Source organism: Paenibacillus sp. GQ49, from assembly GCF_059759055.1.
Genome location: NZ_JCAXEL010000006.1, coordinates 153,768 through 171,158, shown reverse-complemented (window position 1 = coordinate 171,158; position 17,391 = coordinate 153,768). Strand labels below are relative to the sequence as shown.

17 protein-coding genes are annotated in these 17,391 nt (G+C 45.9%); 3 read left to right on the top strand and 14 right to left on the bottom strand.

The genetic code is table 11. The features are described 5' to 3' along the window. Positions 1-51: 51 nt before the first annotated feature. The 3 genes from AC6CIF_RS13635 to AC6CIF_RS13625 form a co-directional block, all read right to left on the bottom strand. On the bottom strand, positions 52-1,530 hold the full coding sequence (locus AC6CIF_RS13635; RefSeq protein WP_498200030.1) for a methyl-accepting chemotaxis protein: 1,479 nt from the start codon (positions 1,528-1,530) through the stop codon (positions 52-54). Positions 1,531-1,832: 302 nt separating this feature from the next. After that, entirely contained in the window at positions 1,833-2,876 is a 1,044-nt protein-coding gene (locus AC6CIF_RS13630) for a pectate lyase family protein (RefSeq protein WP_091013596.1), read from the bottom strand. A gap of 287 nt (positions 2,877-3,163) precedes the next feature. Continuing rightward, on the bottom strand, positions 3,164-4,006 hold the full coding sequence (locus AC6CIF_RS13625; protein ID WP_405170340.1) for a helix-turn-helix domain-containing protein: 843 nt from the start codon (positions 4,004-4,006) through the stop codon (positions 3,164-3,166). Positions 4,007-4,120: 114 nt separating this feature from the next. Here AC6CIF_RS13625 and AC6CIF_RS13620 point away from each other — a divergent pair, with 114 nt between their 5' ends. Then, positions 4,121-6,106 carry a beta-galactosidase gene (locus tag AC6CIF_RS13620; RefSeq protein WP_498200029.1) on the top strand — a complete coding sequence of 662 codons (1,986 nt, stop codon included), beginning with the start codon at positions 4,121-4,123 and terminating at the stop codon, positions 6,104-6,106. Positions 6,107-6,229: 123 nt separating this feature from the next. Here AC6CIF_RS13620 and AC6CIF_RS13615 read toward each other — a convergent pair whose 3' ends face one another. From AC6CIF_RS13615 to AC6CIF_RS13585, 7 genes are all read right to left on the bottom strand, one after another. Next, positions 6,230-7,372 (bottom strand): DUF4179 domain-containing protein, encoded by a 1,143-nt coding sequence (locus AC6CIF_RS13615; RefSeq protein ID WP_498200028.1) that lies wholly within the window; start codon positions 7,370-7,372, stop codon positions 6,230-6,232. Then, positions 7,362-7,910, bottom strand: a complete 549-nt coding sequence (locus AC6CIF_RS13610) for a sigma-70 family RNA polymerase sigma factor (protein WP_498200027.1) — start codon at positions 7,908-7,910, stop codon at positions 7,362-7,364. The genes AC6CIF_RS13615 and AC6CIF_RS13610 overlap by 11 nt, the downstream gene beginning before the upstream one ends. A 182-nt stretch (positions 7,911-8,092) precedes the next feature. Beyond that, a complete protein-coding gene (locus tag AC6CIF_RS13605; protein WP_498200026.1) occupies positions 8,093-8,425 on the bottom strand; it encodes a hypothetical protein in 333 nt (110 codons plus the stop codon). A 33-nt stretch (positions 8,426-8,458) separates the two neighbouring features. Next, a complete protein-coding gene (locus tag AC6CIF_RS13600) occupies positions 8,459-8,785 on the bottom strand; it encodes a hypothetical protein (RefSeq protein WP_498200025.1) in 327 nt (108 codons plus the stop codon). Positions 8,786-8,799: 14 nt separating this feature from the next. Further along, positions 8,800-9,447, bottom strand: coding sequence for an SMI1/KNR4 family protein (locus AC6CIF_RS13595; RefSeq protein WP_498200024.1), 648 nt, complete (start codon positions 9,445-9,447; stop codon positions 8,800-8,802). A gap of 27 nt (positions 9,448-9,474) precedes the next feature. Then, positions 9,475-10,155 (bottom strand): hypothetical protein, encoded by a 681-nt coding sequence (locus tag AC6CIF_RS13590; protein WP_498200023.1) that lies wholly within the window; start codon positions 10,153-10,155, stop codon positions 9,475-9,477. Positions 10,156-10,183: 28 nt separating this feature from the next. Beyond that, on the bottom strand, positions 10,184-10,651 hold the full coding sequence (locus AC6CIF_RS13585) for a DUF6386 family protein (protein ID WP_498200022.1): 468 nt from the start codon (positions 10,649-10,651) through the stop codon (positions 10,184-10,186). A 189-nt stretch (positions 10,652-10,840) separates the two neighbouring features. Between AC6CIF_RS13585 and AC6CIF_RS13580 the strand changes: the two genes are divergently transcribed. Further along, entirely contained in the window at positions 10,841-11,218 is a 378-nt protein-coding gene (locus tag AC6CIF_RS13580; RefSeq protein WP_036617371.1) for a PilZ domain-containing protein, read from the top strand. Positions 11,219-11,292: 74 nt separating this feature from the next. Here AC6CIF_RS13580 and AC6CIF_RS13575 read toward each other — a convergent pair whose 3' ends face one another. Together AC6CIF_RS13575 and AC6CIF_RS13570 are read right to left on the bottom strand one after the other, a co-directional pair. After that, complete coding sequence (locus tag AC6CIF_RS13575; RefSeq protein ID WP_498200021.1) at positions 11,293-12,636, bottom strand: uracil/xanthine transporter; 1,344 nt, start codon at positions 12,634-12,636, stop codon at positions 11,293-11,295. A 50-nt stretch (positions 12,637-12,686) separates the two neighbouring features. Then, complete coding sequence (locus AC6CIF_RS13570; RefSeq protein WP_498200020.1) at positions 12,687-13,274, bottom strand: ankyrin repeat domain-containing protein; 588 nt, start codon at positions 13,272-13,274, stop codon at positions 12,687-12,689. Positions 13,275-13,458: 184 nt separating this feature from the next. Here AC6CIF_RS13570 and AC6CIF_RS13565 point away from each other — a divergent pair, with 184 nt between their 5' ends. Beyond that, entirely contained in the window at positions 13,459-14,361 is a 903-nt protein-coding gene (locus AC6CIF_RS13565) for a LysR family transcriptional regulator (RefSeq protein WP_076252800.1), read from the top strand. Between the two features lie 71 nt (positions 14,362-14,432). Here AC6CIF_RS13565 and AC6CIF_RS13560 read toward each other — a convergent pair whose 3' ends face one another. Both AC6CIF_RS13560 and licT read right to left on the bottom strand, forming a co-directional pair. Beyond that, positions 14,433-16,337 (bottom strand): beta-glucoside-specific PTS transporter subunit IIABC, encoded by a 1,905-nt coding sequence (locus AC6CIF_RS13560; protein ID WP_498200019.1) that lies wholly within the window; start codon positions 16,335-16,337, stop codon positions 14,433-14,435. Positions 16,338-16,465: 128 nt separating this feature from the next. Continuing rightward, positions 16,466-17,317 carry a BglG family transcription antiterminator LicT gene (gene licT, locus AC6CIF_RS13555; RefSeq protein WP_036668684.1) on the bottom strand — a complete coding sequence of 284 codons (852 nt, stop codon included), beginning with the start codon at positions 17,315-17,317 and terminating at the stop codon, positions 16,466-16,468. Positions 17,318-17,391: the final 74 nt, after the last annotated feature.

Genomic DNA, 17,391 nt, shown 5'->3' with positions numbered 1-17,391 from the left:
AAGCCCGTCTAGTACGCTAAATACGTACCGACAGGCCCTCAACTATTAATATTAAAGTTTATTCTCAACGGAAGAAGCCTGATGATCCGAGACTAACTCATTCAGGTCTACAATCAGTTGCTCCAATTCTCCAAAGCTCTCTACCATCTTCTGTGTCAGGTTACGTTGTTCTTCCATGCTCGCCAGAATCTCTTCTGTCGCTGCACTGGATTGCTCCGTTACACTCGAAATCTCGGAAACCTCATTCACAACTCTGGTGGAAGATTCCTTCATTGTAGCCGAACTAGTCTCGATATCTGTCGCTTGATTCAACACATGCTGAGAGTTGCTGTTGATCGTACGGAATACTTCCTCTGCCGTATGGACGCTATCTCTTCCTTGTTGTAACGATTGACGAATACGTTCGAATCGATCCGTCAGTGCCTGCGTCTGCCCTTTTAATCGAGACAGGATGGTTCCGATATCACTTGCGGACTGACCCGAGTTCTCTGCCAACTTACGAACTTCCTCTGATACAACAGCAAACCCGCGTCCATGCTCACCCGCACGAGCGGCTTCAATGGCCGCATTAAGTGCGAGAAGGTTGGTCTGACTCGCAATATCCGCTATGCTGTTCAGCATAAGTGTCATGGATTCACTTTCCTCGTTGAACTTTCGCATGTCATTTGCAGTTGTATTAATCGTTTCATATAGATCTTGCATCTGGAAGTTTAGCTGGTCCATCTGTGTGCTTCCAGTTCGCGTGCTCGTTGCCATACTTGCGGATAACTCTTTCATCTGCTGGGAATACGAAGCAACGTCCTTGATATGCTGATCCGACACAGATAAGGATTCTGAAATCTCAGCTACACTGGTCGCCTGGAACTCAACACCTTTTGCAACCTCACTGAACCCAAGCGTCACCTCATTGGTGATAGAACCAGTCGCATTCACTTTTTGCTTCAATTGATCCGTATAACGTGATAACCCTTCGACCGATTCCTTCACACGCTCCAGCATGGTTTCCACTCTTTGCTTAGAATGCTCCACCTCATTCTGGCGTACTTCACTTTCATGGAAGAGCCTTTGATTCAGCTGGGAGACCAGCATCAGAATGGCCCCCGTGAGAGCGAATAGTCCCACATTAACGATATTACCTATTAGCTCAACAGAGTCAACGGTATTCATAACAAATAATTGAAGAACACTGTTGACTAGTAATACCGAAAATCCAACCACAAAAAATTTCTTGTTAGGAAATAACAGTAGAACTGCGGTTATGACCAAACTTAACGCAAAATTGACCGTTCCCCAACCGACATAGACTCCACATATTGTCAGTAATACGGTAATCAGCCATGGAATGAGATGAATATGTTTCTTTTTCGCATTAGCGTATGTAATCCAAACTACAAAGACTAGAGCTACTCCATTGGACACAAGTAACTTCGGCATCGTAAAGGCCAGCCCCATACCAATGGCAATAATAATCCACAAAATGATACCGATTAATTTGTTCCTTTTCCAAATAATTTCGTCCATACGATCCATGCATACCCCGTCCTTTTAAGTAGGTTAAATGTGAGTTGTAGGGCCTTTCTGTACTACATCTAGTAGTCTTTGGTCCTGCTTATGTGCAAATCGCAAATACGCAGCGCCTTAGCATAGTACATATTAACTTCATAAGTATGAAACCAGCGCTACTTTATGTATATCGGTATTCAACATTTAAAATGAATATGAAATATAAAATGATATGTAAGCATATCATTTTACAAATAAAAAAGGCCTGTTTCATGCGTTATGGCGCACAAGACAGGCCTTTTTGATCGTGAATGGATATGCAGCAAATCTTACTTTCCGAATACAAGTGTCGTATTGGAGGAGCCTGCATACTTGGTGACGAACTCACGCGCGTAGCTGGCACTCTCTACCTGATAACTGTAATTGGAGCTTGGTCTCCAGTTCGTTTTAGGAGAAGTCGGACTATTAAGCGCTGGTGTACTGCCCGAATCCGTAAACTCACCTTTTCCTTTGTCATCCAGGATGCCACCCTTTTCAGCGCCAGCACCAAAGTAGTTGTTTTCGGAATAAATCCGTGCTTTTTCACCAATTGTGATGGCCTGATTAAAGTTGTTTGCATAGTTGTTTTTGAGATGGAAGTAACCATATCTTAAAAGTCCAGGACCACGTACATATAAATTTTCGAAGTAATTATTGGACATCGTCACATGAGGTACTCCATTGTAACTGCTGTTACCATCATTCGGATGACCGAGGATGACGCCATACTTATGGTTCGCAAATTTGGAATTGCTAATCGTAATATAGTCGGCGCGATCACCAATATACAGAAGTTTGTCCAGATCACTACCGCCAGAGCTGTAGCTGTGACCAGCAAAAGTCACATGATCAATCCAGTAATTGGAGCCTGAAGTGATATACATCTGGATATCATCATTGGCATTAATATTGGAAGCGTGTTCAAAAGTCAGATTCTGAAAAATCACATTGCTTGAACTGCTTGTGGATCTGAAATGAATATTCGTTAATGTATGTTTGCCAAAGGAACCTACAAGTGTCTTGTTCGCTCCAAATTCAACCTTTTGCAGCGTGGAGGAAGAAATATTCTGTTCAACGACGACAATCTTGGCTGTAGAGCCTGCCATATGTGTTCTCAAGTCATTGAGATTACTAACGTAAACCACCTGACCGTTCTTGCCACCTGTCGTAGCTGACTTGGATACACCATTTTCATTCTTGGCACTGCCTGCAAAACCAGTCAACCCGTTCGTACCTGTGTTCGGATAACTGGCCGCACCATATGTAGACGGGGCTGTGGAGACAGTTAATAACAATAGAGTTACAGCGAGTAAAAGCATCGAAAATTTCTTCAAAATTTCACCATCCTTTATAATATTACCCTCTAAGACAACTCGATTATATCGTGTAACTTTGGCTGTGACAATACAAAAATTGCAAAAAGACAACAATTATCATTTTTATGCAACAGCAGATCAGATATAGTGAAAAAACGTAAAACCAGGCCATTCTTTCACACAAAACAGAGCCGCTAATTAGCGGCTCTATTAACGAGTACTATGTGATCCAACTTGGAACTGATCCACCCTCGGATCAATTCCTAAAGCCTCTGACAAAAAACATCGCTTGCGGATATAATATGTTACGACTTCTGATAGCTGCGGCGGAACGCGCCAGGTGTAAGTCGTTCCAGCTTCTTGAAGATGGCTCCATAATAGCTGGTCGATTCGAAACCGACTTGACGAGCAATATCCTCCATACCCCGTTGCACATTATCGAGCAGCAGTTCCTTACTCTTGTTGACTCTTACCTGATTAACATAACTGATGGGACGAATACCTGTCGTTTTCTTAAACAAATGACAGAAATATTCTGGTGTGACACAGATCAATCCAGCCAGCGTTGGCAAAGTGATCTCTTCAGCATAATGCTGTTCAATATAGTCCAGAACCGGTTTTAATCGCTCATACTGCTGCCCGACCGTATCGCTGCCCTCAACAGATACGCGTTGAATAATCTCTGTCAATAAGGTATAGAGAATGGCGGAGCAGGCGTAATTGCTTAATGTCTGCTCTTGTGGTGTTAAGGCAGCTTGCAGCAACTCCCGCATTCGGGATAGAAGGTATTCAGGTTGTGCAAGCGTGTATACGCATGTATCGACAATGCCCACGGTTTCAAATAAGTTTGCTGACCCGTTGCCATCGAAAATGATCCAGTCGACTTCCCAACTGTCGGATAGCGCATAGTATTCGTGCTTCTGTCCAGGGAATAACAGCATGCCCATACCTGGCTTGACGATATGTTCCGTTTCACTGAGCTTGAGCATACCCACACCGCTGCGACATTGTATCCACTGATAATCCTCAATGCCTTGGTCTCGGCGGATATGCTCCTGTTCATGATGCAGGCCGATGCCAAGTAAATAAAAAGGGAGCAGCTTGTCTCGGGCAGATAACACCGGAAAATTACGATTGGGATGAGGCATACGACTAACTCTCCTGATCTTAATATTGTTATGTCATATTAATTATTTAAGATATTCACTTGAATTAATATAACATATAATCGCAATATATTGATAAATAAAGGAGATCACAGGATGACAATTAAGATCGGAATTGATTATTATCCAGAGCAATGGACCCCGGAGTTATGGGAGAAAGATGCCATACTTATGCAACAGACAGGGGTTGCAGTTGTGCGAATGGCGGAGTTCGCCTGGAGCCGAATGGAACCGACTGAGGGTAATTATCAATTTGAATGGCTGGATGCGGCTATAGAAGTATTCGCTTCGCGTGGCATGGAAATTGTGTTATGCACCCCCACCAATACCCCGCCAAACTGGATGACAACCGGTTATCCGGATGTGCTGCCCATGGATGAACAACGCCACATTATTCGGCCAGGTGTGCGTGGACATCGCTGCAACAACAGCCCTTCCTTGAGAATGCTGGGTTCCAAATTTGTGGAAGCGATATCACAGCGTTATGGTAAGCATCCAGCCGTCATTGGCTGGCAAATCGATAACGAGATGCACTACCAGGAGTGCCATTGTGATACATGTAATCGTGCATTTGTCGCTTGGCTGCAAAAGCGTTATTCCAATCTGGAGGAGTTGAACCGGGAGTGGGGTACGGTCGTCTGGAGTGGTGAGTACAGCAGCTGGGCTGAGGTAACAACACCGCTCGGACCCAGCAAACCGATGAATCCTTCCTATCTTCTGGAATACAAGCGGTTTTGTTCCGACAGCGTAGGTTATCTGCTGGGATGGCAGCTTGAGATTTTACGCCGTAACTGTCCAGGCCAATTCGTGACGCATAACATGTGGCAATATCCGAATAGCCTGGACTATTATGATATGCACAACGAATTGGACTTCGTCTCTGTTGATTATTATCCGAATGAGCTGTATCGCGATTATGGCGATCGGTTTCCGAGGAACGGAGCGCTTACGCTGGACTTGGTTCGCGGCATCAAACGCCGGAATTTCTGGGTAATGGAACAACTCAGCGGAGCACAGGGCGCCTGGATGCCGATTCAGCGCACCCCCTATCCTGGCCTGATCCGTGCTCGCTCCTGGCAGACAATCGCCCGCGGTGCAGATATGGTCGTCCATTTCCGCTGGCGGAGTGCAACCGTCGGAGCCGAACAATTCTGGCATGGGCTGATCGACCACAGCAATGTTCCTGGACGCAGGTTCAGGGAGTTTGCCGAGCTTACTCGCGAGGTGAACCAGTTAGGAGAGTTGCTTGCCGATTCGACCATTGTTACCCAGGTTGCGATTCTGCATTCGCATGATCAGCATAGAGCGCTTTCCCTTCAGCCGCAGGCGGAAGGAGGAATGCACTATATAGACAACTTGTCCTCCATGCATAATGCATTTCTGAAAATGGGCGTAGGTACAGACGTTATCAATTGGACCGAGGAGCTCGACGGGTACAAGCTGGTCGTTGTCCCTTCCCTCTTCCTGTTAAGTGAAGAAGTAGCACAACGACTGGAGCGATTCGCAGCTAAAGGAGGAACGGTTGTCCTCACCAATCGGACTGGTGTGAAGAACATGAGAAATGTATGTGAGATGCTTCCTCTGCCGGGGCTACTGGCCCAAGCGGCGGGTGTTGTCGTAAGTGAATATGATGCCATCGGCAACAGTGAGCATCGGGTACGGAACGCGGAGGGCAAGACATTCGCTGCGAAGCAATGGTGTGATCTACTGGAACTGCGAGGTGCAGAGCCAATCGCCTGGTATGATAACGACTTTTACGAGGGTATACCAGCGGTTACTGTCAATAAGTTTGGTGAAGGTGAAGTGTATTATGTCGGCACTTGGCCGGAGCCATCGTATTTCTATCAGCTGTTTGAAGATATATTGAAGGAAAAGGAATTAGCGCCCAAGATCCAGCTGCCGGAAGGTGTTGAGCTGTCGATTCGAACGAAGGGGGAGCAAGACTTTCTCTTCCTGATAAATTTGACGAATGAGCAACGAGAGATTACGCTGGACGTTCCTTATCGCAGCTTGTTGACCAGCGAGAGGTTGGATCAGAAGTTGACCCTTCCAGCTCTGGGAGTAGATATACTAACTGTATAAGATCAGCCGTTTTCATATTTAAAAAGGGATGTCTCACAAGGCTTACGACCTTGAGGGACATCCCTTCTCTGCTTTCACTAACATCCACCTAATCTGAATAAGAGTATTGCCAGTTAGTTCATCTTATTTGATTTTGATTTCCAGTTCATCATTCTTGGCTTCCTGCAAATCATCGTAGACCTTATCTGGTTTGCCACGAAGTATTAATATCATTGACTCCGGATTGTCCAGCAGATTGCTGCTGAAAGAATACATCATTCCGTCTTCCGTTCCGCTCCCGCCTACCCCGGATAACTTGGTCTTCTTCCCGTTTTTAGTGGTAGTTACAATCTCGAGAGGCTGAACGACCTCACTGATCAACAACTTCATTTTGTAATCGATCTCTTGCTCCGGCTCAAAAACAAATCTAACCCGAGTAACAAGCGGTGATAATTCCACTTCTGACAACATAACTTCATAACCCCCAACGGTAAACGTACGATTAACGTTGAGGATTTCCGTTTTGGGGATAGAGAATTTAGGATCCAGCGCAAAAGAAAGATTCATTTTTTTGGAATATTGATACTTCCGTTCCTTTTCCCCGTTTTCTGAATATTCCACCACATCTGGAACAACGGAAGAAAGCTGGAACTGAAGATTCACTTGCTCAGGCAGCGGTTTATTTCGATTACGCTCAATTGTATTCCGGCCATAAATGGTATGCTTATCCTTCGAAAAATGTATACCTCCTATATTTCCGTTATCAAGGACATAACCTGTTCTTGCATCCGTCATCTTGGTATTGACTATCGAATAAATCTCTCGCGAAGCATCCGTCTTGGCGGTATACAATACGGTTATCCTGTTCTCATCTGCCATAACCGCATTCACGGTAAACTGATATATGCCCGATGTAACCGTCCGATCCACAAGTTGCACATAACCATGATTGAGCGTTGAAGTAATCGTAGCACGGTCCATATCCGAAGTTAGCAGGCCACGAAAGGGCTCTAGCACTCCCCAATGGGTTACAGGCTCAGTATATGTTGCCTGCTCTTGACCATAACTCCCAAGCGGACCTAAGAGAAACCAACCCGCGGCCAGGGCCGTGACCAGCACTGCCGTAATCCATTTGATATGAACGGTCCTACCTGATCGTCTTGTTCTGCCCTTCGCGAGACCACGTTGAATTGCCGCAGTCGTGTCCGCCGGATTCCATTGCTGGTTCTCTCTTTTCACCTGATATGCGTCTGCAAGAAGTGCTTTCTCCTCCGGGTTAGTGGTCATGCCAATCCCTCCTATTCCTCATCAATTTGCGCAACTGCTGGAGCCCCTTGTGCTGCCAGGTCTTGATTGTCCCTTCCGGTTTGCCGAGGATGGAGGCAATATCCGTCAGTGTCATGTCGTTATAATATTTCAGCAATAATACATGGCGATATTTCGGTTTCACCTTTTGCAAAAGAGACTCCATAGCGATTCGATTATCGTCAACGCTAATCATCCATGATGCCGGAATGCTGTCCTCCATATCCTCCTTCGCCAGAGGTGTCGCCCGCTTGCGGCGCCTCTGTTCATCGATGCAGACATAGATTAGAATCCGAATGATCCACGACTTGAACGCCTTCTCATTATTCAGCGTACGACGTTTGATCCAAGCTCGGCACGTCATCTCCTGTACCGCTTCCAGCGCATCTTGCCGGTTACGCAGATAACTGTAGGCAATGGAAATGAGCGTATCTTGATGTTCCATAATGGATTGCACAAATGCCGTCTCGTCTTCGGTCTGTACATAGATCCTCTGGTTCATCTCTGCTTTTGTTTCCACCCCGCATCCCTCCTTCTCTCTCTCTTTCTGTGGTATAAGACGGGTGAGTGAAGCAAACGGTTTTTAATATTTGTTCATTATAAAAAGCCCCGCCATCATCATGAGGGAGCTTGATTACATAGGACTTCGTCTGCCGATATACTGAATTACGTACAAGCATGAACAATCTAAGATCAACTAACTTACAGGTTGCCGGTGACTTCGATCCCGTCAGCCAATTGCAGATGATTTCTCACCCAAGCTATAAACTGATTCAAAAATTTCCGTAATTCTGGCTCTGCAACCACCTGTTGATCCAGCTCTGATAAAATCCCCACCCACACTTCCTTCGTAATCGGATTCTCCCAGCAGGGATCAAGTGCCTTCATCTCTTCTCCAGTTCGCGGGTCAGCTTCCATCTCTACTTCAACAGATTCTTCTATGTATAAAGGGGATAAAACAAAACCCACATTCCGCTGTGGACCTTGATACTGATATATGAGCGCAGGAATTGTTCTCTTTGATTTTTTAGCCATATGCTCCTCCTGTTTCAGGCAATCTCTTACCAATCAGAGTTCAAACCAGATTAAACCGCCATCAACCCGCCTGGTTTCTCGCTCCATCTGATGCATCCAACTCCGCGCCTCTTCGCCCCCGATATGAAACAAACAGTAGATATACGACTCCCCATCCACAATCTCTTCTAATCCGGAAGCCTCTTCTATCCACACTTCAAGGGCTCTAGGCCAGGAAGGATCTTCACGTTTCAATACAAAGCTGTTGGCTTGGTGTTCTAAGCTGTACATGTTGGTAAACGTTAATGAACTTGCCAGACGCTTCACGACTTCAGGTAAAATCGCAGGCTCCGTTGTTCTAATCCCATATTCCCAGCCCATATGTACAACCTCCTTCAGACTTCTTTTGCTCCAGATGATTGCTTTTGTCCATGCATTTGATGGATCGAACGATCCAACCACAACTCATACCAGTCCAGAAAATGTAATCGATTCGTATTGCCCCAATACTGATCAGGATAAATTCCATTGCGGTTAGCCCGGTCATCAACCCAGATCTCTCCGTAGGAGGCTCCCTTAACAATCAGATTCATGGAGATGCCACAACCAAAATCACTGATGCGCAACATGCCTGCCGACCATTTTGGATCAAAATATTCATGTTCCAGCACTTCCCATTCCTCTTCTTCCTTGCTATCATCGAACCAGTCATAGTTCCAGTTCCATGCTTCCGTGAATTGGAAAGGGTCCGAGATCGCATTCAGCTCATCATCATAACCAAGCACAGCGTATACGCCATCATTCGGGTTTTCCAGACCATAATAAGGTCCTGCACCACCCGTTCCCATATGAAGAAGCCATACCTTATACTCCTCCGGTAACTCAATTCGCCATTTCTGTTCAAATTGCGTAATATCCTCCTGCGTCCACACAGGTGCCATTTCATATTCATGGTTTTCTACGCCAAACAGCTCCAGATCCGGGTCCAGACTTCGGAGAGTGATCAACTTTTCACGCATACGTTCCAGTTGTACATTGTACATGGCCTACTTCCCTCCTTTGCTACTCCATTACGTTTGTTCCACGGCGTACCCGCGTTGCTGCAACTCACCCAGTGTGGCTGCCACATCTCGCTCAGGACACAACTGCTTAATCAGTCTGGCGGTCACCGGTTTTCCTTCATATACTTCAGCTACGGCTTCCAACGGCAGATCCGGCAAGTCATAGTACCCTTTGGCCCAATCAGCGTAATCTTCCGAGTTCTTATTCAAATATCCCAGCAAAAATTCTGCGCCACCTCTGGCGTCCACTTTGTCTTCCTCGGCCATCGCCAGCTGAATCCAGTTACCAACCTTCCATGGAAAGTCGTTCCCTTCCTGCCATAGGCAAAAGGTCACATCCTCCAGATCCAATGTTTCCTCCTGATCTCGCAGTACAGCCATCAAGGCCTCTGGTACTTCATCGTACATGCCCGGATAGATTTCTCCGTCCTCACGAGCATGTGGGCTCAAGGGTGACTCATGATCGAATCCTTTTATCAACGTGCCTGAGTTCGTAAACAAGACATGCAGATGATCACCTGCGCCGTTATTGATGTTTCCCCATGCCAGACCTGGCTGAAGTTCAGCTTCATAATGATGAACGCGTAGCCATTCTTCCTCCGAAAAGATAATATCCAAAGCAGCGAGTATTCTCATCCGTTTACGCAGGGCATCTGCATTCATCATCGTTATCTCGTTCCATTCCTGCATATGAATCCCTCCTGTTTGTATATGTACACTAAATCCGGATTAATTCATCCAGCGTGTTATCTCCCTGAATACTTGGTGTCATGACAATGGTGATCCGACTGGCTTCTCTGGAGACGATACACGCATAATTTCCGGGTTTTAACTGAAACAGAACCCCTTCACACGTATCATCCGGCTCCAATTCACCGCCAGTGACATCATCCGCCGCTCCCAGATAGACGTGCCCAGACGGAACTTGCAGATCATACACCTTTTCCCGTTCCGCTGCGTGATCTGGATCTGAATCCTCCTCTAGATCCTCCAGGCTCCATTCCACCTCATACACTCCATCCGCACCCAGATTCAAGAACAGACAATGACCTGCATTTACCTCAGCCAGCTCATCCACTGGAATGGACCACCAGTCCGAAGTATCCTCAAGCCGATGTTTTAACGCTGCCAGATCATACAGGCACAATGTTGCCGTATCTGTAACCATTTGAAATGTTCCTCTCATATTCACCCGTCCCTTTTGTCTGATCCAGGTCTGACCTCAGAAATATATTTCATTCATTATATCAAGCCTGATACACGTGTAAAAGGAACCCATGGACCATCTCCGCTTGCGCAACTCTTCATTTCTCGCTCCAAATGGTCGATATAAGCATAACTGACTTTTTTTGAACCTGATGGAGGAAGCCAAGCCATGTCAATTAACAATAGAAAAGAACCCTTTCGCTACACATTGAAAGAACCGATCCACTTTGAGATCTATATTCTCAGCATCAACGGGGTTAACGCACCAGCCAAACCCATTCAGGCCGAACTCTGCGATATCAGTCGATCCGGCTGTCAGCTGTCATTTCCGCTATCCCTTCCTGTAGAGAATAACGATATTCGGATTGGAATGAATATGCTGCTCTTTGAAGACCCTCTATATATGGAAGGCACTCTCCGTTGGGGTCAAGAAAAAAATACCTCATGGCACTATGGTGTTCAACTCGAAATGCAGGATGGGAACCAGGACCGTCTCTCTAGAGAGATGCGAATGCTTGCAGGACAAGGCAAAATTATCGTGAAATAGCCATATAGCCTGATAACAAAAAACAAAAAAAACAGCCCAATCAAATTGGACTGTCGCAAGTGAAACTCTTTTCTTTATGCCGCTTTACTTACTGTCGCTGGTTGTTCCATTTTGGACCAGTTCACGGTTTTTTCAAGAACCAGTGAGACCAATACCCCAATGACGAGACCATTACTTATGATCGGAATGAGGTACATGGGCAAGGTTTGAAAAGCCTCAGCAGGAATATTCATGACTGCAACTCCCGTGAGGACCGGCAGCGCTACACGATAGATCGTTTTAGAATTAAACGTCGTACCTTCAAGCGTTCTAAGTGCCGTACCGAACATCTGAAGATAAGCCACGAACAAAACAGCACTGCCAACGCTTGGTGGTATTTGTGCAAAGAATGCCGTGATTGAAGGTGTAAGACCCATCACACATAACATCCCCGCTCCAATAATCAAGGCAGCACGACGCAGAATGCGAGTACTCTCCAGAAACCCGATCGATGATGCAAATAAACCAAAGGGCAGCACACCTACACAGGCTGACAACATCGTGAACAGACCCGTTAGCGCATAGGAATGCCTATACTGACGACTTGTTGTTTCTGTCCGGTATAGTTTCTCAACTGTGCTTAATGTGGTGATCGAATTCGTCATGTTCACCAACCCCACGAAAAATGCAGTAATGACAATACCCGGTTCCCATCTGGGTGCTCCCCAGGGAAACAGTTCGAGACCAGCCGGGGCCTGATTAGGCTGTCCGCCATGTTGTCCAGGAAACAATAGACTATAAGCGATCCAGCCTGCCACAATCCCAATCAGGATCGCGTAGTTCCCCAGTTTCCCCCTACCCTTTAATTGAATCCATGCCACCAAAAATGCAATGACAACGGACAATGCGGCAACAGGCAGATCGAAGCGGCCAAACTCCGTATATCCAATCATGCCTTTGAAAAAATTCATGGTTAATTGAATCGTCATTAGAAACAACATGGCACTCTTCACCATAGGTGTGAACAGCTTTTGCAGCACTTGCGCTGCTCCCAGCCAGCCCAGAATCACCATCGTTAGTCCCGCTAACAGAAAACCTGCAGCCAGCCCACCGCCAATACGCTCCAGACTCATACCTGCCGATGAAGCAGATACCGTCAAACTTAGCGTCAATCCCCACCATAACCCTGACGGACCATCCATAATCGCATATCGATGACCAAATACGGCTTGAAGAATACATACTGCTCCGGTAAGGATAAATGCGTGCTGCATGGAGGCAGCGATGGCATCCGGAGACAGAAGAAAATTATGTCCAATGGATAGCGGAACAACAACGGTATTGGTAAACAGGAAGAAAAACCACTGTATACCTGCCAAAATCAGTGAAGATACGTCCTTCATATTCTTTTGTGAAAAATGCTCTTGATGTCTGTTCATTCGTTTGGAATATCCTTTCACTGTTCTGTATCATAAATGTATAAACCTTCTCAGGCTTGGGTTAATAGTCGTTCCATCTCGGCATACCGATGCCGGCTCGCATGTGCAAGCGGTGTAATCCCGTCCCGATCCGCAATCTTTGGATCTGCACCATATTGCAAAAGCAAGGCAACAATCTGCTGGTGACGCGGCCCACCATCTCCCAAAATGACCGCTTCCAGCAAGGCTGTCCACCCCAGGTTGTTGATATGGTTCACATCCACATCACTGCGTGTCAGCAGAAGCTCCACAATGTCCACATGGCCCCGATCCGCTGCCGGGATAAGGGCTGTGCCGCCAAAACGATTCGTTAACTTCGTATCTGCACCTGCTGTAATCGCCAATTCGACCATGTTATACATACCCTCAGCACTCGCGTATAACAGCAGGTTGTCCAATCGTACATCCTGAAGATTAATGTCGGCTCCGGCATCCACTAGCATCCTTGCCGTGTCTATCTTGTTACCGTGCACCGCTGCCAGCAGAGGTGTTCGCCCCAATGCATCCCGTTCGTTCAACCGGCTACCCTGTTGTGTGATAAATCGAATGACCTCATCGGTATGGCCCGCTTGAGCAGCATCATGTATTGTTCTAACCACGTTGTTTTATCCTCCAATTCAAGGTCTTTCTCATGCAGTAATATTCATATAGAAACCAAACCCTGTTAGTCAGGTATGCAAATCTAATGTATGGTAACATAAGATCGTAGTATATTAAAAATACATGTTTTGTTGGCTTTCCATACGAATTACATATACATTGCAGGCGAAGGAGAACAACCACTTGGATATCAAACAATGTCGCTATTTTATTGCCATTGCTGAGGAGAAACAGATTACAGCAGCAGCCCGAAGACTTCACATGGCTCAGCCACCCTTAAGCCAGCAGCTTAAGTTAATGGAAGAAGAGCTTGGTGTGATTCTATTTGAACGCAAAGGGCGCATGATGGAGCTAACGCAGGCGGGTCGCAGCTTCTATGATTATGCGGTTACCTTGACCAAATATATGGAGGAAGCTGTAATGGAGATGCAAAGTTTCCGTCACGGCATACGGGGCAAACTCGCCATCGGTATCAATACCATATCGGATCGCCTGATCCCGCAAGCACTGCAACAGTTTCGCACTACCCACCCACAGGTTACTTATAAAATTCAACAAAATGAGTCCGCACAATTATGCCGATTGCTGGAAGATGGCAAAGTTGAACTTGCCTGTGTACGCATGCCTGTCCAGACTGAACGTTATGAGGTGCTGCATCTGCCACAGGAGCCCCTTTTCTATATCTCTTCAACACCACTTGATAGTCCGACAGAGATGGGACCAGGAGTGGAGATGGGGACTTATTTTGAGCAGCTTACAGGTATCCCTCTACTGCTTCCAAGTACAGAAGGACTCGGCATGTTCGAGTTGATACTGGACAAGTTCCGGGAGCATCAGGTTACCCCCTCCATCATGGGTGAGTGCTCAGACATTAATATGTTACTCGAGCTGGTCCGACTCGGATTCGCCAGTTCCATCGTGCCTCACACGGTACTACAGCTATATCACGAGCACCCATTTCACGTATATCGCATTCAGGACCAGCATTCCACGGTTGGCTCGGCGCTGGTCTGGCTGCAGAACCGCTATCTGTCCAAGCCTGCACAACACTTTGTGCAACTGGTGCAGGGTATGCTTCCCGTGTAAAAGGCTGTAAGCAAAAAAACAGCAGCTTCACCGGATTACATTCCGGTGAAGCTGCTGTTTCATTTTTATGGTTAAGCTTTAGCTGTGAACAACAAGTCTTTTTCTTTGATCGTAGTACGACCAGCAGACTCGATGGACTCATACTGATGCATGTTTGTAATAATGACTGGTGTTATCGTTGTGTAACCGGCTTTTTCGATCTGTTCCCGGTCAAACTCCATCAGTACATCACCTACGGCAACCTTCGCACCTGCTTGAACTTTAGGAGAGAAGAACTGACCTTTCAGCTTCACGGTATCAATCCCGATATGAATCAACATTTCTGCGCCTGTATCACTCACCAGACCAATGGCATGTCCACTCTTCGATAACGAGAACACGGTTCCGTTGATCGGAGATACGACGCGACCTTCAGATGGTTGAATCGCGAATCCTTTACCCATAATTTCTTCAGAGAATGCAGGGTCTGGCACTTCGCTCAGCGGTTTAACTTCACCTGTGATTGGGCTGAATACTTGCTCATCTTGTGCTTTTGCTTCTTCAGTTACAGCAGCAGAAGTTGTTGCTGCTGGTGCCGGCTCAGCTGCTGGTGCAGCTACTGGCTCTGATGCATTTTCTTCTTGGAACCCAAGAATGTACGTCAGTACTGCCGCAGCTACGATGGCAATCAAACCACCAGCCAGAGCATAGAGCAGTGTGCTAATTGCTGGACTGATAAATGCTGCCACACTCGGCAGACCTGCAAGTCCTGTAATAACGTAAGATTTAACATTGAAGATACCCATGAACCCACCGGCAATCGCTCCCCCGATAAGGGCTGCAATAAACGGTTTTTTGAACTTCATGTTGATACCGTACATCGCTGGTTCCGTAATCCCCATGACAGCCGTAAGACCTGTGGAATAAGCAAGGGATTTGGTTTTGCTATTTCTCGATCTGAGACCTACACCAAATGCTGCGCCACCTTGTGCCAAGTTAGCTGCAAACATCAGTGGAATGATAAAGTCGTAACCCAGTGTTGTCATTGAACCTACAACGATTGGCAGCAACGCATAGTGCATACCTGTAATGATCAGCAGTGACATCGTACCACCAATCAAGATACTTGCGAAGATGGACATGTTATCGAACAACCATGAAATACCACCTGACAAACCATTACCAAGAACCGTACCCAATGGACCTACTGTCATCAACGTCAGTGGAACCATAATTAACAGTGTTACTGTTGGAACAACCAAGAGTTTAAGTGAAGCATGTGTTACACGATCAACGGCTTTCTCTACATAAGAAGCAATCCAGATGGCGAGAATGATCGGAATTACTGTGGAGGAATACGTTGCGGCAATGACTTTAATGCCTGCGAATGTCGAATCCCCTTCTGCAAGTAACGCGGTAATCGTTGGATGCATAATACCCGCGGCGAGTGCTGCCCCAATGTACATATTGCTACCCAGTTTACGTGCAGCACTGATCGCCAGAATGATTGGCAGGAAGTAGAATGCACCGTCACCGATTGCTGACAAAATGATGTAGGTCGAGCTGGTATCGGACAACCATCCCAGAGCTACCAGGATAGCCACGATCCCTTTGATCATACCAGCACCTGTAATCGCTGGCAGAATCGGTGTAAATATACCGGAAATGAAGTCGAACAACGCACTTACCGGATTTCTCTTTTTCTTTTCTCCAGTTGAGGCACTTGATGCTGCATTATCTGCGTTTGGAGATTTGGACATGTTGCCAACAAGTGCGTTATACACGATAGGCACATCGTTACCGATGATGACCTGAAACTGTCCACCGTTTTCCATAACACCCATAACGCCTGGTGTATTTTTCAGCGTCGCTTTGTCCGCTTTTTTGTTGTCATTGAGGTTGAATCTGAGTCTTGTCATACAGTGTGTGACTTGATCGATATTCTCTTCGCCACCGACAAGCTTCAAAATATCCTTGGACAATTGTTGTTTATCCATTGTGTTTTGCTCCTTTTATGTGTAATGAAGGTTAAAAAAAAACCTAAACACTGAATAATGACAAAGCAGAAAAGCTTATCATTATTCAACGTTTAGGTTTTGCCTTTTTAGCAGTAACAATCCCAATTTTATTCAATTGTTTGTTCATTTCTGACAACTCGTTCAATATGAATGGTCAGATACAATATCTCTTCCTTGGACAACACCCGATTATAGATCTTACGCGTATAGTCACTGATCCTTACTGCACATGCATGTGCTTCCGGATACTGCTTGCTCACCAAGTCATGAAGGGGATTATCTTCTTCTTTATCTTCAATCGCCGTTCCTTGCAACACACGTTGGGCAAAGAACTTCAGATGAGTTAAAAATCGATAATAACTCAATGAATCTTCATCAAGTTCAATCACAAAGCTACGTCTTACGATGTTAAGTATGTCCTTAACAATGTTTGTAATACTGATCGTTTCCCTCATCTCACCGTTCATCTGGGCATTAACCAGATGCATTGCAATGAATGCGCATTCGTCTTCGGGTAACAGGACACCTAATGTTTCCTCAATAATCTGTAGCGCCTTGAGTCCAATGGCATATTCCTTCCGGTACATGCGCTTGATCTCCCAGAACAATGCGTTACGGATCTGCAATCCTTGACGATGTCGATCAATGGCAAAATGAATATGATCCGTCAGTGAAATGTAGATGCTTTCATGCAGCTTCTCACCTAACACCGTCTCGGCATAACGGATAATCTCATCCGAGCACTCGACATATTCAACCGGGATATCAGACAGAAGTGTTTTGAGTTTCTGTGATACTTCCTTACTTTCAAGCGAGAATATTTTTTCGACGAGACTCTCGTCAATCGATTCACCAGTATGCTTTTTGAAGGCAATTCCACGTCCCATAACGACCAGTTCGTTTCCTCCCGGATCAATTACGGTAACTACGTTGTTGTTCAACACCTTCTCAATTTTCATTTCTTCACATCACCTTGCACCGTCAAAGTAGTAAAAGGCAAAACCAAAGCAGGTCACAAAATATGCCCCGCCTC

Bases quoted from the DNA above. Each gene is read 5' to 3' on its own strand.
- AC6CIF_RS13635 (WP_498200030.1), bottom strand. From the start codon at position 1,530: ATGGATCGTATGGACGAAATTATTTGGAAAAGGAACAAATTAATCGGT.
- AC6CIF_RS13625 (WP_405170340.1), bottom strand. From the start codon at position 4,006: ATGCCTCATCCCAATCGTAATTTTCCGGTGTTATCTGCCCGAGACAAG.
- AC6CIF_RS13620 (WP_498200029.1), top strand. From the start codon at position 4,121: ATGACAATTAAGATCGGAATTGATTATTATCCAGAGCAATGGACCCCG.
- AC6CIF_RS13615 (WP_498200028.1), bottom strand. From the start codon at position 7,372: ATGACCACTAACCCGGAGGAGAAAGCACTTCTTGCAGACGCATATCAG.
- AC6CIF_RS13605 (WP_498200026.1), bottom strand. From the start codon at position 8,425: ATGGCTAAAAAATCAAAGAGAACAATTCCTGCGCTCATATATCAGTAT.
- AC6CIF_RS13600 (WP_498200025.1), bottom strand. From the start codon at position 8,785: ATGGGCTGGGAATATGGGATTAGAACAACGGAGCCTGCGATTTTACCT.
- AC6CIF_RS13595 (WP_498200024.1), bottom strand. From the start codon at position 9,447: ATGTACAATGTACAACTGGAACGTATGCGTGAAAAGTTGATCACTCTC.
- AC6CIF_RS13590 (WP_498200023.1), bottom strand. From the start codon at position 10,155: ATGCAGGAATGGAACGAGATAACGATGATGAATGCAGATGCCCTGCGT.
- AC6CIF_RS13585 (WP_498200022.1), bottom strand. From the start codon at position 10,651: ATGAGAGGAACATTTCAAATGGTTACAGATACGGCAACATTGTGCCTG.
- AC6CIF_RS13580 (WP_036617371.1), top strand. From the start codon at position 10,841: ATGTCAATTAACAATAGAAAAGAACCCTTTCGCTACACATTGAAAGAA.
- AC6CIF_RS13575 (WP_498200021.1), bottom strand. From the start codon at position 12,636: ATGAACAGACATCAAGAGCATTTTTCACAAAAGAATATGAAGGACGTA.
- AC6CIF_RS13560 (WP_498200019.1), bottom strand. From the start codon at position 16,337: ATGGATAAACAACAATTGTCCAAGGATATTTTGAAGCTTGTCGGTGGC.
- licT (WP_036668684.1), bottom strand. From the start codon at position 17,317: ATGAAAATTGAGAAGGTGTTGAACAACAACGTAGTTACCGTAATTGAT.